Source organism: Rhizobium sp. GN54 (assembly GCF_021026345.1).
Classification (GTDB): domain Bacteria; phylum Pseudomonadota; class Alphaproteobacteria; order Rhizobiales; family Rhizobiaceae; genus Mycoplana.
Genome location: NZ_JAJNCZ010000009.1, coordinates 153,553 through 166,880, shown reverse-complemented (window position 1 = coordinate 166,880; position 13,328 = coordinate 153,553). Strand labels below are relative to the sequence as shown.

The following is a 13,328-nucleotide window of genomic DNA, read 5'->3' as shown; positions in this document are numbered from 1 at the left end:
TTGAGAGCCTGAGAGGGAGCGATGCAGGTCCGGCGTCCGCCGGCAGTCCCTCCGATTTCCAATCCTGACGGTCCTCCATGGCGCCCATCGTACGCATCGAAAACCTGACCAAAAGCTATGCCAGCGGTTTCCAGGCGCTCAAGGGCGTCAGCCTCGACATCGAGGAAGGCGAGATCCTGGCGCTGCTCGGCCCGAACGGCGCCGGCAAGACGACGATGATCTCGATCGTCTGCGGCATCGTCACGCCGTCCGGCGGGCGGGTGACGGTGGCGGGCCACGACGTGGTCAAGGATTTCCGCCGCACCCGCGAGATCATCGGGCTCGTGCCGCAGGAACTGACGCTCGACGCCTTCGAGACGGTGTTCAACACCGTCGCGTTCTCGCGCGGACTGCACGGCAGGAAGCCGGATCCGGCGCTGATCGAGAAGATCCTGCGCGAGCTGTCGCTGTGGGACAAGAAGGACACGATGCTGCGCCAGCTCTCCGGCGGCATGCGCCGGCGCGTGCTGATCGCCAAGGCGCTGTCCTACGAGCCGAAGGTGCTCTTCCTCGACGAGCCGACGGCCGGCGTCGACGTGACGCTGCGCAAGGAGATGTGGCAGCTCGTCGAGCGGCTGCGCGCCACCGGCGTCACCATCATCCTGACGACGCACTACATCGAGGAGGCCGAGGAGATCGCCGACCGCATCGGCGTGATCAACAAGGGCGAGATCCTGCTCGTGGAAGACAAGGCGGCGCTGATGCAGAAGCTCGGCCGCAAGCAGTTGACGGTCGAGTTGGCCGAGCCGCTGGAGGCCGTGCCCGAAGGGCTCGCCGCATTCCGGCTGCGGCTGGGCGAGGGCGGCCAGTCGCTCGTCTACGAATACGATACGGCGGGGGAGCGGACGGGCATCACCGCGCTCCTGGCCGCCATGGCGGAGCAGGGGCTACGCCTCAAGGACGTCTCGACCGAACAGAGTTCGCTCGAGGACATCTTCGTCGAACTGGTCGGAGACGCGAAATGAACTTCGAGGCCATCAAGTCGATCTACGCCTTCGAGATGGCGCGCACGCGCCGCACGCTGATGCAGAGCGTCGTCTCGCCGGTCGTCTCCACCTCGCTCTATTTCATCGTCTTCGGCGCGGCGATCGGTTCGCGCGTGCAGGAGATCGAGGGCGTGCCCTACGGCGCCTTCATCGCGCCGGGACTGATCATGCTGACGCTTCTGAACCAGTGCATCGGCAACGGCTCGTTCGGCATCTATTTTCCGAAGTTCACCGGCACGATCTACGAGATCCTGTCGGCCCCGATCTCGACGGCGGAGATCGTCATCGGCTATGTCGGCGCGGCTGCGACCAAGGGGCTGATCATCGGCACCATCATCCTGGCGACCGCTTCGCTCTTCGTCGACATCACCATCGCCCATCCGCTGCTGATGGTGGTCTTCTTCGTGCTGACCGCGGTCAGCTTCTCCCTGTTCGGCTTCATGATCGGCATCTGGGCGAAGGACTTCGAGCAGTTGAACATCATCCCGATGCTGGTGATCCCGCCGCTCGTCTTCCTCGGCGGCAGCTTCTACTCGATCGACATGCTGCCGCCCTTCTGGCAGACCGTCAGCCACTTCAACCCGGTCCTCTATCTCGTCTCGGGCTTCCGCTGGAGCTTCTTCGAGATCGCCGATGTCAATCCCTGGATCAGCCTGGCGATCGTCGTGGCCTTCCTGGGGGCATGCCTTGCCGTCACGGCATGGATCTTCCGAACCGGATACAAGCTGAAGAACTGACCGGCCGGCCCCTTCGCTTTCCACCTTCGATTGATCTGGCATTTGCCCGCAATGCGGGCAAATTCCTGCGCGTAGTTGCAATCTGCAATTTAAAAGATATACGGCTATGCTAAAAAGCAACTCTTATCAGTAGGATAGGAGCGGTATCCGCTTTCGGCTTAATCGATTTTCAACCTTCGATATCTATGCAGGTGGGCGTCAGCGATACCCGCAAAGGTAACATGATTGTTGCCTCACATATCCTCTGTCCATTTCTCCCAAATTTTCTGGAGTGCAGCAATGACGTTGCTTTCGTTTGGCCGCGGCGCCGATGCGCGGGCTATCCTGAGCGCGATGGACCGGTCACAGGCCATCATCGAATTCGACATGAATGGCAAGATCCTCTCGGCCAACGAGAACTTCTGCAAGGCGATGGGCTACGAGCTTGCCGAGATCCTCGGCCGGCAGCACCATATCTTCGTCGACCCGGAATATGCCGCGAGCGCGGAATATCGTGCATTCTGGGAGCGACTGGGACGCGGCGAGTTCGATCGCCAGCAATATCGCCGGCTCGGAAAGGGCGGGCGCGAGGTCTGGATCGAGGCCTCCTATAATCCGGTCCTGCGCGGCGGCAAGCCCTACAAGGTTGTGAAGTTCGCAACCGACATCACCGAGATGAAGCTGAAGAACGCCGAGGGCGAGGGCAAGCTGGAGGCGATCTCGCGCGTCCAGGCGACCATCGAATTCACCCCGGACGGACGGATCCTGACCGCCAACGAGAACTTTCTCTCCACCCTCGGATACCGGCTGGACGAGATTGCCGATCGCCACCATTCGATGTTCTGCGATCCCGGCTACGTCGCAGGCCCGGACTATGCGGCGTTCTGGCAAAAGCTCGCGGCCGGCGAGTTCGTCGCCGACGAGTTCTTGCGGATCGGCAAGGGCGGCCGGCAGGTCCACATCCAGGCCTCCTACAATCCGATCTTCGACATGAACGGCAGGGTGTTCAAGGTCGTCAAGTTCGCCACCGACGTGACCGAACGCGTTCGCGCGGTCAACGAACTGGCCGGTGGCCTGCACGAACTGGCGGAGGGCAACCTTGCCCGGACGCTGGAGCGGCCGTTCATTCCGACGCTCGACAAGCTGAGGGCGGATTTCAACGTCTCGGTCGGCAGGCTGCGCAGCGCCATCCAGACGATCGCCGGAAACGCCGAAGCCATCGCCTCCGGCTCGCAGGAGATTCGCACGGCCTCCGAAGGCCTCTCCCGCGAACTCGAGCAGCAGGCGGCCTCGGTGGAGGAGACGGCGTCCGCGGTCAACCAGATCACGGTGACGGTGAAGGAGACGTCGATCCGCGCCAACGAAGCCGGCTCGCTGGTCGCCGATGCGAAGGCGAGTGCCGACCAGTCGGGTGACGTCGTCCGCCGCACGGTCGAGGCGATGTCGAAGATCGAGGCGTCGTCGGCGCAGATCGCCGGTATCATCGGCGTCATCGACGTGATCGCCTTCCAGACGAACCTGCTGGCGCTGAACGCCGGGGTCGAGGCGGCGCGCGCCGGCGACGCGGGCAAGGGCTTTGCGGTCGTGGCGCAGGAGGTTCGCGAGCTTGCCCAGCGCGCGGCCACCTCGGCCAAAGAGATCAAGGACCTGATCGGCATCTCCGAGCAGCATGTCCGCGACGGCGTCGGTCTCGTCGGTCAGGCGGGCGAGGCGCTGGCGAAGATCGCAGATCAGGTGACGCGCGTGCACGAGAATGTCGGCGCCATCGTCCAGGCGAGCCGCGAGCAGTCCCTCAGCCTCGCGCAGGTCAACGAGGCGGTGACGGTCATCGACCAGGGGACCCAGCGCAACGCCGCGATGGTCGAGGAATCGGCGACCGCGAGCAAGGGGCTGGCGGACGAGGCCGAAGCGCTGTTCCGGCTGGTCAGCGAGTTCCGGACCGAGACGCAGCCGGCCGCACAGGCTACGGCTCCGCAGCGCAAGGTGGCCTGACGGCAGGGCTGGCGGTAAGCGGAACCGTCCCGGCGGGGGCATCGACAATGGCCGCCGGGGGGCATCGCAGGTTGACGACCCCTCCCAACCCTCCCCATCAGGGGGAGGGCCTATCCCGGCCGCACCGCCGAGGCTTCCTTCGAGGGGGCGCGCGCGGCAAGTCTTCTTGCCCCTTGTGGGGGAGATGGCCGGCAGGCCGGAGAGGGGATCTGCCACAAGCAATCGCCCCGACATTGCGGGGCACTTCTAGTCGCGCAGGCGCAGTTCGTCGCCGCGGATCTCGATCGAGCCGAGCGTGCCGAGGAAGCTCATGCCGAGCAGGCTCTGCTCGAGCCTTCCGGTGCCGGCGACCATGGCGCGGACGTTTTGCCGTTCGATCGGGCCGATCGCCAGGCTGTCGAGCCGGATGGGGGCGGCGAGCGCGGTGCCGTTCGCGGTCGAGACCATCTGGTTGAAATCGAGCGTATCGGGCTGCAGGCCGAGGCGTTCCGCGTCGGCGTAGGACAGCACCACGGCGCTGGCCCCGGTGTCGACCAGCATGGGGACCGTGCCGCCGTTGATCTGGACGTTCGCCTGGAAGTGGCCGTGGTCCATCTTGTGCAGGACCAGGATCTGTTCGCCGGCCGCATCCGTCACCATCACCGCGCGTCCGGGGATGAGGCCTGCGGTCATGCGGCCTGCCACGCTCTGCAGGTCGTCGCGGTAGACGTAGCCGGCCACGAAGACGAGCATGATCAGCAGCCAGAGGGCGGCGTTGCGCAGCGTCTCGCTGATCCGCCCGCGGGTGACCAGAAAGCCGGCCGCAAGCAGGGCGGCGATGGCCGAAAGCTGGACGATCTGGGCGAAATCGTCGTTGCCGAGGCCGAAGGTGCGGCCGCTCTGGTGGTTCCACAGAAGCATGGCCAGGCCGAAGCCGAGGATGCCGAGGATGATCCAGAATCTCATGCTTCGCCGCGCTCCCGCGCCATCCGCGCCCGGCGGGTTTCCCGCCGCGGCCTGCGCTCGACCATGGTAAGCCGCTCCGGCAGCGCCGCCATCAGCGCCCGCCGCTGCTCGGGGGTGTACTGCGTCCAGGCGCCGATCTCCTCGCGCGTGCGGCCGCAGCCGTAGCAGTAGCCGGTGGCGTCGTCGATCGAACAGACGAGGATGCAGGGCGATTCCATCGGGTCTCCGGGGTCGTGTCGAAAACTATATCGTAGGCTCACAGCGCCAGCGCAAGGGCGCCGAGTGCCGCGATCTCGGCCATCTGCTGGCTGGCGCCGATCGTGTCGCCGGTATGTCCGCCGATCTTGTCGCGCACGACATCTGTGAAGGCGAAGACGGCGGCGCAGACGGCGAGCGCCATGGAGGCGATGGCGAGCAACGGCGCACCGGGCAGCAGGAACAGGAGCGCGAGCACCGCGCCGGAGGCGAGCGCCACCTGCACGGAGGCGGTCTCCGGCTCGCCGGCCGCGGCTGCGACGCCGTCGCGCCTTGCCGGCGGAAGCGCGTTCCAGTGCCAGACCATCGCCGCCCGGCTGGTGGCGGCGACCGCCATCAGCGCGAGCGCGGCCGTGAGCGGGGACAGCGCCGGCATCATCGCCGCAAGGGCTGCGCCGCGCAGGCCGAAGGAAAGCACCAGGGCGACGACGCCGTAGGATCCGACGCGGCTGTCCTTCATGATCGAAAGCGCGCCCTCCCTGTCGCGCCCGCCGCCGAGGCCGTCGGCCGCATCGGAAAGGCCGTCCTCGTGCAGCGCCCCGGTGAGCAGCGTCTGTGCCGCGAGCACCAGGAAGGCGCAGAAGAGGGGGGCGGCGTCCAGCATCCGCAGCAGGCCCAGAAGGACGGCCGCGGGCAGGACGATCAGGACGCCGGCCACCGGAAAGGCGCGGACGGTGGTCGACAGGCGGCCGTCATGGCCGGCGAAATGCCGCTGCGGCACGCGGATGCGCGACAGGAAGGCCACGGACCGGGCCACGTCGTCGATATAGTCGCGGATATCCACCTGCGTTCTCCTGCCGCATTGTGCCGGCGCGTCCGGCGGCCATGGTGGGCGCCGGTGGCGGCAGGCACATCCTACCGATTCTCCACCGGAACGGCATGCCGAAACGGCGACAGGCACCGGCGCAAATACGGTTGTCCGATTCGCTCCCGATCTCTAATAGGAGGCAACCGATCCAACTTTGGAAGCAGAATACGAGGACGTTCCCACCATGAGTGCCAGCGGTTTGCCCTTCGATGACTTTCGTGAATTGCTGCGCAATCTGCCCGGCCCGGATTCGGCCGCCCTGGTGGCGGCGCGCGAGCGCGACGGGCAACTGACCAAGCCGCCCGGCGCGCTCGGCCGGCTGGAGGAAATCGCCTTCTGGCTGGCGGCCTGGACCGGGCGCCCGCCCGCCGTCACCCGCCCGCTGGTGGCGATCTTCGCCGGCAACCACGGCGTGACCCGGCAGGGCGTGACGCCGTTTCCGCCGTCGGTGACGGCGCAGATGGTGGAGAACTTCGCCGCCGGCGGCGCCGCCATCAACCAGATCTGCGTCACCCACGACCTCGGCCTGAAGGTATTCGACCTGGCGCTGGACTATCCGACCGGCGACATCACCGAGGAGGCGGCGCTGTCCGAGCGCGACTGCGCGGCCACCATGGCCTTCGGCATGGAAGCGGTGGCCGGCGGCACGGATCTCTTGTGCATCGGCGAAATGGGGATCGGCAACACGACCATCGCCGCGGCGATCAACCTCGCACTCTATGGCGGCACCGCCGCCGACTGGGTGGGACCGGGCACCGGATCCGAAGGCGAGGTGCTGGCCCGCAAGATCGCCGCCGTCGAGAAGGCCGTCGCGCTGCACCGGGACCATCTCTCCGATCCGCTCGAGGTGCTCCGCCGCCTCGGCGGCCGCGAGATCGCCGCCATGGCGGGCGCGATCCTCGCAGCGCGGATGCAGAAGGTGCCGGTGATCCTCGACGGCTACGTCGCCACCTGCGCCGGCGCCGTGCTCAGGGCCGCCAACCCGTCCGCGCTCGACCATTGCCTGATCGGCCACGTCTCGGCCGAGCCGGGCCACATGCGGGCGATCGAGCAGCTCGGCAAGACCCCGCTCCTGGCGCTCGGCATGCGGCTCGGCGAGGGGACGGGGGCAGCGCTTGCCGCCGGCATCGTCAAGGCGGCGGCCGCCTGCCACGGCGGCATGGCGACCTTCGTTCAGGCGGGTGTCAGCAACAGGCAGTAGTGACGGGCGGTCCGATGCAATCCCGATCAGGCGGGCGGCTGAGGATGGCGGGCCGCAGGCCCGGCGCGACGACGGCCCCTGCGCGGCGCGCCTGCGGCCTTCATTCTGCCACCGGGGCCGCCTAAAGCGCGTCGCGATCCGTCGACCAGGCAACAGCACGGCAATGCAATGTTTGCACTTTGCAGGCATGATGTGAACACTATGTGAAGGCGAGGGCGCGCGCCGAGCCGCCCGCGAGAGAAAACGATGACCATGGCCGAAGGCAGGATCGACACGAGCCCGGTGAAGAAGCAGCCGTTCAAGAAGCACAAGGGGCTGGCCCATCTCTTCGCCGCCGCGAGCTATTCGCTCGGCGGTGCGAAGCGGCTTCTGGGCGAGGCGGCCTTCCGCCACGAACTGCTTGCCTTCGCCGCCGTCATGGTCGGTTTCGTCGCGACCGGCGCCACTCTCTTCCAGTATGTGGCGATGAGCATCCTGTTCCTGCTGATGATGGCCTTCGAGGCCGTCAACACGGCGATCGAGGAGATCGTCGACCGGGTATCGCCGGAAATCTCCGACATGGGCCGCAATGCCAAGGACCTCGGTTCCTTCGCCTGCTTCTGCCTGATCCTCGCCAATGCGGTCTATGCCGCCTATGTGGTGATCTTCTCGCACTTCCTCTGAGTGCTGCGCAGGAACGCCTCAGGCGAAGCTCTTGCGGCGCGGCGCCACCGTCTTGATCTGCGCCACCGGCGGCAGGCTCTGCAGCACGCGCTTGGCCGGCAGGATCGCGATCGCTTCCGTGCCCTCGCGCAGCTTTGACTTCAGGATGAACTCGCCATTGTGCTTGGCCAGGATCGCCTGGACGATCGGCAGGCCGAGGCCGGTTCCCTGTTCGGCGCTCTTGATCGCGATCGCGCCCTGGCCGAAGGCCGAAAGCACGATCGGGATCTCCTCTTCGGCGATGCCTGGACCGTTGTCGCGGATCGCCAGATACTGCCCGCCGCCGGCCGTCCAGCCGACCTTGACGGTGATCTCGCCGCCCTGCGGGGTGAACTTGACGGCATTGGAGAGCAGGTTGAGCACGACCTGGCGCATCGCCTTCTCGTCGGCCCAGACGTCGGGCATGTCGGTCTCGAACTGCTCGCTGATCGAGATGTTCTTGGCGCCGGCGCGCAACTGCACCATGCCGATGCAGTCCTCGCAGATTTCCACCAGCCGGATGGCGTCCTCGCTGAGGTCGTAGCGGCCCGCCTCGATGCGCGACAGGTCGAGGATCTCGTTGATCAGGTTCAGCAGATGTTTTCCCGAATTGTGGATGTCGGCCGTGTATTCCTTGTAGACCGGATTGTTCAGCGGACCGAGCACTTCTGTGCTCATGACTTCCGAGAAGCCGAGGATCGCGTTCAGCGGGGTCCTGAGTTCGTGCGACATCGAGGCGAGGAAGCGGGACTTGGCGAGATTGGCCTCCTCGGCCCGCCGGCGCGCCTCGTCCGACATCGATTTCGCCACTTCCAACTCGGCGATCAGGTCGTCCTTCTCCGACTGGAACGACAGGAGCTGGCGGCTGTTGTGGCGCATGCGCTGGGTGACGAAGGTGAGGAACACCAGCGCCACCGAGATGAAGGCCGTCATCCCGAGCACGATCGGGTCCGGCTTGCGCTGGGCGTTGTAGACGAGCGCGACCACCGTCGGCAGGAAGGCGTAGAGCACGGCGTTGCGCAGCATCAGCGCGCTCATCGAGGTGACGCAGAGTGCGACGAGCAGCACGGTTCCCTTGAAGAAATCGAAGCTGTTGCCGGCGCAGGTGCTGCAGTCCTGCAGGGCGAAGACGGCCCAGCCGAAGCCCATCAGCACCTGCGCGGCGAGCAGGAGCCGGTGCCAGCGCCGCACTTCCTCGGGCGGCAGGCCCTTCAGGCGCACGTGCCTGGCCAGAAGGATGCTGATCGCGTGCAGGCTGAGCGCCAGCAGGCCCCAGGCGACGAAGGCGGCGTCGCGGGTCAAATAGAGGCCGAGCCCGGTGATGGCGAAGACCAGCACCGGCATCACCAGCGCGCCGTTCAGCACCGCCTCGATATAGAGCAGCAGCATGTCGCGCTCGAAGGCGGGCGACGTCCCGGTCGCCGTCTGCAGCCGTTCGCGGGTCGCGCGGACAGCCCGCGAAACAGCCTTGTTCCTGTGGCTGCGCGATCTGTCGACGATGATCTTGTCGTGCGTGGTACTGACGCCGGAACCCATGGCCTGTGCAACTGTTGCGATTAACTTCGCAAGTCTATTGTGGAATTCTTAAGAAGATGCTGCCGGGCATTAGCGATTTGCGAACCATTTCGACGCTAAGGCCAAATTGTTGCGCGGGCATCCGGGGGGAGGCGCGACAGGCTGGCACAGACGACAGCAAGACGTTGATTTCGTGCATGAGTTCCGATCCGATGCAGGATCGGGAGATGCAGACGGTGCGCCGGGGCGACAATCTCCGGCGGTATGGCATAACGCGGCATGAAGGCCGGTCCGGGCAGAAGCCCAAGGATGCATACGATGTTGGGCAGTGGTTTTGTCTATCGCAGGAAATGGGCCGACCTCGCCGTCACCGCGGCGATCCTGTCGCTGATGGCGCTGATCGCCCTGCGCCTTGACGATCGTCCGGCGACGGAACTGTTCGCCGGCGCGGCGCGGGCCGCAGACGGCGACACGCTGACGCTGGACGGCCGCCGGATCCGTCTTTCGGGCATGGATGCGCCGGAACTGACGCAGGTGTGTCGGCGCGAGGAGGCCGAATGGTATTGCGGCGCTTCGGCGCGCTCGCACCTGGCCGAGATGCTGAGGCGCGGCGACATCGCCTGCAGCCTGATCGGCACCGACAAGTACAATCGCACGCTTGCCCGATGCCGGATCGGCGAGGAAGATGTCGGCGAGCGGATGGTGCGCGACGGCCTTGCCGTTTCCTATGGCGACTACGAGGAGGCCGAGAGCCTTGCGCGCCAGGAGCGCAAGGGGCTTTGGAGCAGCGTGTTCGACCGCCCGCAGGACTGGCGGCGGCAGCACGGCCGGCCGCAGGAGGAGCCGCATGTGCCGGTGGAAACCTATCTGGGCGCGTTTCTGCGCTTTCTCGGCCTTGGCTGACGGGAGCCCGCGATGACAACGGCCCGGTCGGACGCCGGCGGGCCCGGCACTGCAAAGCCTTCTGCCGGCAATCCGGACGCGGACGGTATCGAGGCGCTGCGGCAGTCGATCGCGGCCTGCCGCATCTGTCGCGACGCCCCTGAAGGCGGCGCCGCCTTCCGTCTGCCGCACGAACCCCGGCCCGTCGTCGTCCTGTCGGACCGGGCCCGTATCCTGATCGCGGGACAGGCGCCGGGCCTGCGCGTGCACGAGACCGGCCTGCCGTTCAACGACGCTTCGGGCGATCGCCTGCGCGACTGGCTGCAGGTCTCAAGGGAAGAATTCTACGATCGCGAGCGGTTCGCAATCGTGCCGATGGGCTTCTGTTTCCCCGGCTACGACGCCGCCGGCAGCGACCTGCCGCCGCGGCGGGAATGCGCGCCGCGGTGGCGCACAGCCGTCATGGCGGCGATGCCGCAGGTCCGGCTCGTGCTGGCCGTCGGCCAATATGCGCAACGATGGCATCTGGGGCGGCTGCGCGCGCGATCGATGACCGAGACCGTGCTGTCCTGGCGCCGCTATCTCGACGGCGATCTCTTCCCGCCGATCCTGCCGCTGCCACATCCGAGCTGGCGAAACAGCGCCTGGTTGAAGCGCAACGGCTGGTTCGAGGCCGAACTGCTGCCGGAGCTGCGAAAGCGGGTGAAAACCTTGACCGGCTGAAATATCGTTCTTTCTTTTGCCGCATGAGTGGTTCAAATAGAAAATTCGTTTCAATGAAGGGAGTATCCATGGACCGCCTCGACCGCAAGATCCTGCGCCTGCTGCAGGAAGATTCGACGCTCGCCGTTGCGGATCTTGCCAAGAAGGTCGGCCTGTCCACAACGCCCTGCTGGCGGCGGATCCAGAAGATGGAAGAGGACGGCGTCATTCGCCGCCGCGTCGCCCTGCTCGATCCCGTCAAGGTCAACACGAAGGTCACCGTCTTCGTGTCCGTCCGCACCAGCGCCCACTCGACGGAGTGGCTGAAACGGTTTTCCGAGGTCGTGGTCGAGTTTCCCGAGGTCGTGGAGTTCTATCGCATGAGCGGGGACGTCGACTATCTCCTGCGGGTGGTCGTTCCCGACATCGGCGCCTATGACGCCTTCTACAAGCGCCTGATCGCCCGCATCGAGATCCGGGACGTCTCCTCCAGCTTCGCCATGGAGCAGATCAAGTACACGACCGAGCTTCCGCTCGACTACATGATGGTGGACAACCAGAAGTCCGCCGAGGACTGAGGGGCCGCGCCGGACCGGACCGTGGGCGGCCGGGATTTCTGTCGTGCCGCGCTGCGGGGGAAGCATGCGGACTGAACAGGACGTGCTGCGCATCTCGATCCTGGCCACGCTCGTCGTAGCCGCGTTCGGCATCGTTTTCGGGCTCCTGTCCGGATCGTTCTCCATTGTCTTCGATGGCGTCTATGCGCTTGCTGACGCCAGCATGACGGTGCTGGCGCTGTGGGTGTCCGCGCTGATCGTCAGGTCCGCCCAGGGCGCCTTGCCCGGCCGGTTCGCCCGTCGTTTCACCATGGGGTTCTGGCACCTCGAGCCGATCGTGCTCGGGCTGAACGGCGTGCTCCTGATCGCCGTCTCGGCCTACGCCTTCATCAATGCCGTATCGAGCATCCTGGACGGCGGGCGCGAACTGGTGTTCGGATACGCCATAGCCTATGCCGTGGTCACCCTCGTCGCCTGCCTTGCGATGGCGGCACTCGGCTGGCGCGCAAACCGCGTCCTGAAGTCCGGCTTCGTCGCGCTCGACGTCAAGGCGTGGCTCATGTCCGGCGGGATCACCGCCGCACTGCTCGCAGCCTTCGTCCTTGGCCTCTCGGTGGAGGGGACGCGGCACGGATGGATGGTGCCCTATGTCGATCCGGCCGTGCTGGCGCTCGTCTGCATCGTCATCATCCCGCTTCCGGTCGGCACGGTCCGGCAGGCATTGGCGGACATCCTGCTGATTGCGCCGTCCGACCTGCAGGAGCAGGTCGATCGCATTGCCCGGGACACCACGAGCAAATACGGCTTCCTCTCCTACCGGGCCTATGTCGCACGGGTTGGCCGGGCGCGGCAGATCGAGATCTATTTCATCGTTCCGCCGGGCCAGCCTGCTCGAAGCATCGAGGAATGGGACCGGATCCGCGACGAGATCGGTGACGAGATCGGCGGCGACGTCGACAATCGCTGGCTCACGATCGCCTTCACCGCCGATGCCGAATGGGCCGAATGAGGCGGACAAGCGGGCGCGGCAGCGCGCGGGTGCACTGCCGTAGCCTGTAGCCGGGTGCGGCTTACTTGCGCTCCAGCCGTGCCAGCAGCGAAGACGTGTCCCAGCGGCTGCCGCCCATGTCCTGGACGTCGCCGTAGAACTGGTCGACGATGGCGGTGACGGGGAGGCGGGCGCCGTTGCGCTTGGCCTCGGCAAGAACGATGCCGAGGTCTTTGCGCATCCAGTCGACGGCGAAGCCGAAGTCGTACTTGCCCTCGTTCATCGTCTTGTGGCGGTTTTCCATCTGCCAGGACCCGGCCGCGCCCTTGGAGATGACGTCCACGACCTTTTCGATGTCGAGGCCAGCGCGCTTGCCAAAATGGAGGCCCTCGGCGAGGCCCTGGACGAGGCCGGCGATGCAGATCTGGTTGATCATCTTGGTCAGCTGGCCGGCACCGGCCGGCCCCATCAGGCCGACCATGCGGGCATAGGCGTCGATGATCGGCCGGGCCTTGTCGAACGTCGCCTCGTCGCCGCCGCACATGACGGTCAGCACGCCGTTCTCCGCGCCCGCCTGGCCGCCGGAGACGGGGGCGTCGATGAAGCTGCAACCCTTCTGCCGGGCCGCCGCGTCGAGTTCGCGGGCGACCTCGGCCGACGCGGTGGTGTTGTCGATCAGGATCGCGCCGGCCTTCATGCCCGCGAGCGCGCCGTCTTCGGCCGTCGTGACCGAGCGCAGGTCGTCGTCGTTGCCGACGCAGACGAACACGAAATCGGCATCCCTTGCGGCCTCGGCCGGCGTCCGGGCGGCCTTGCCGCCGAACCGCTCCACCCATTTCTCGGCCTTGGCGAATGTGCGGTTGTAGACGGCGACCTCGTGCCCGCCCTTGACCCTGAGATGGCCTGCCATGGGATATCCCATGACGCCGAGCCCGATGAATGCGACATTTGCCATGCTGCGGATGCTCCTGTGATCGATGCATCCGGTTTAGCGGAAACGGCGAGGGGACGGAAGGGTGGTGCGGGAACTGCGCCCTGCGCGGCACGGCAGGGATAAGGAT

The 13,328-nt window shown here is 66.4% G+C and carries 14 protein-coding genes; 9 read left to right on the top strand and 5 right to left on the bottom strand.

Annotated features, from left to right (window positions below):
• Positions 1-77: 77 nt before the first annotated feature.
• The 3 genes from LQK81_RS21145 (at position 78) to LQK81_RS21135 (ending at position 3,733) form a co-directional block, all read left to right on the top strand.
• Positions 78-1,004, top strand: a complete 927-nt coding sequence (locus LQK81_RS21145; RefSeq protein WP_230808361.1) for an ABC transporter ATP-binding protein — start codon at positions 78-80, stop codon at positions 1,002-1,004.
• Positions 1,001-1,762, top strand: a complete 762-nt coding sequence (locus LQK81_RS21140) for an ABC transporter permease (protein ID WP_230808360.1) — start codon at positions 1,001-1,003, stop codon at positions 1,760-1,762. The genes LQK81_RS21145 and LQK81_RS21140 overlap by 4 nt, the downstream gene beginning before the upstream one ends.
• Positions 1,763-2,041: 279 nt before the next feature.
• Positions 2,042-3,733: a methyl-accepting chemotaxis protein gene (locus LQK81_RS21135; protein ID WP_230808359.1), complete on the top strand. Its 1,692-nt coding sequence runs from the start codon at positions 2,042-2,044 to the stop codon at positions 3,731-3,733.
• A gap of 246 nt (positions 3,734-3,979) precedes the next feature.
• Here the strand turns inward: LQK81_RS21135 and LQK81_RS21130 are convergent, their stop codons facing one another.
• Genes LQK81_RS21130 through LQK81_RS21120 form a run of 3 tightly spaced genes read right to left on the bottom strand, consistent with a single transcriptional unit; the run spans position 3,980 to position 5,717 of the window.
• Positions 3,980-4,678 carry a retropepsin-like aspartic protease family protein gene (locus LQK81_RS21130; protein ID WP_230808358.1) on the bottom strand — a complete coding sequence of 233 codons (699 nt, stop codon included), beginning with the start codon at positions 4,676-4,678 and terminating at the stop codon, positions 3,980-3,982.
• The gene (locus tag LQK81_RS21125) at positions 4,675-4,896 is read right to left on the bottom strand and encodes a DUF1289 domain-containing protein (RefSeq protein ID WP_230808357.1); all 222 of its coding nucleotides are present in this window, start codon (positions 4,894-4,896) and stop codon (positions 4,675-4,677) included. The genes LQK81_RS21130 and LQK81_RS21125 overlap by 4 nt, the downstream gene beginning before the upstream one ends.
• 38 nt (positions 4,897-4,934) lie before the next feature.
• Positions 4,935-5,717 carry an adenosylcobinamide-GDP ribazoletransferase gene (locus tag LQK81_RS21120; RefSeq protein WP_230808356.1) on the bottom strand — a complete coding sequence of 261 codons (783 nt, stop codon included), beginning with the start codon at positions 5,715-5,717 and terminating at the stop codon, positions 4,935-4,937.
• Positions 5,718-5,925: 208 nt separating this feature from the next.
• Between LQK81_RS21120 and cobT the strand changes: the two genes are divergently transcribed.
• Together cobT and LQK81_RS21110 are read left to right on the top strand one after the other, a co-directional pair.
• On the top strand, positions 5,926-6,942 hold the full coding sequence (gene cobT, locus LQK81_RS21115; protein ID WP_230808355.1) for a nicotinate-nucleotide--dimethylbenzimidazole phosphoribosyltransferase: 1,017 nt from the start codon (positions 5,926-5,928) through the stop codon (positions 6,940-6,942).
• A 252-nt stretch (positions 6,943-7,194) separates the two neighbouring features.
• A complete protein-coding gene (locus LQK81_RS21110) occupies positions 7,195-7,605 on the top strand; it encodes a diacylglycerol kinase (protein WP_230808391.1) in 411 nt (136 codons plus the stop codon).
• Positions 7,606-7,623: 18 nt separating this feature from the next.
• Here the strand turns inward: LQK81_RS21110 and LQK81_RS21105 are convergent, their stop codons facing one another.
• A complete protein-coding gene (locus LQK81_RS21105) occupies positions 7,624-9,159 on the bottom strand; it encodes a sensor histidine kinase (RefSeq protein ID WP_230808354.1) in 1,536 nt (511 codons plus the stop codon).
• A 297-nt stretch (positions 9,160-9,456) separates the two neighbouring features.
• On the opposite strand from LQK81_RS21105, the gene LQK81_RS21100 reads away from it, so the two are divergent.
• The 4 genes from LQK81_RS21100 to LQK81_RS21085 all read left to right on the top strand — a co-directional run bounded on the left by LQK81_RS21100 (position 9,457) and on the right by LQK81_RS21085 (position 12,288).
• Positions 9,457-10,041, top strand: coding sequence for a thermonuclease family protein (locus LQK81_RS21100; protein ID WP_230808353.1), 585 nt, complete (start codon positions 9,457-9,459; stop codon positions 10,039-10,041).
• 12 nt (positions 10,042-10,053) lie between these two features.
• Positions 10,054-10,743, top strand: coding sequence for a uracil-DNA glycosylase family protein (locus LQK81_RS21095; RefSeq protein WP_230808352.1), 690 nt, complete (start codon positions 10,054-10,056; stop codon positions 10,741-10,743).
• Positions 10,744-10,811: 68 nt separating this feature from the next.
• Complete coding sequence (locus tag LQK81_RS21090) at positions 10,812-11,300, top strand: Lrp/AsnC family transcriptional regulator (protein ID WP_230808351.1); 489 nt, start codon at positions 10,812-10,814, stop codon at positions 11,298-11,300.
• Positions 11,301-11,364: 64 nt separating this feature from the next.
• The gene (locus LQK81_RS21085) at positions 11,365-12,288 is read left to right on the top strand and encodes a cation diffusion facilitator family transporter (RefSeq protein ID WP_230808350.1); all 924 of its coding nucleotides are present in this window, start codon (positions 11,365-11,367) and stop codon (positions 12,286-12,288) included.
• Positions 12,289-12,349: 61 nt separating this feature from the next.
• Here LQK81_RS21085 and LQK81_RS21080 read toward each other — a convergent pair whose 3' ends face one another.
• Positions 12,350-13,222 (bottom strand): NAD(P)-dependent oxidoreductase, encoded by an 873-nt coding sequence (locus tag LQK81_RS21080; protein WP_230808349.1) that lies wholly within the window; start codon positions 13,220-13,222, stop codon positions 12,350-12,352.
• Positions 13,223-13,328: the final 106 nt, after the last annotated feature.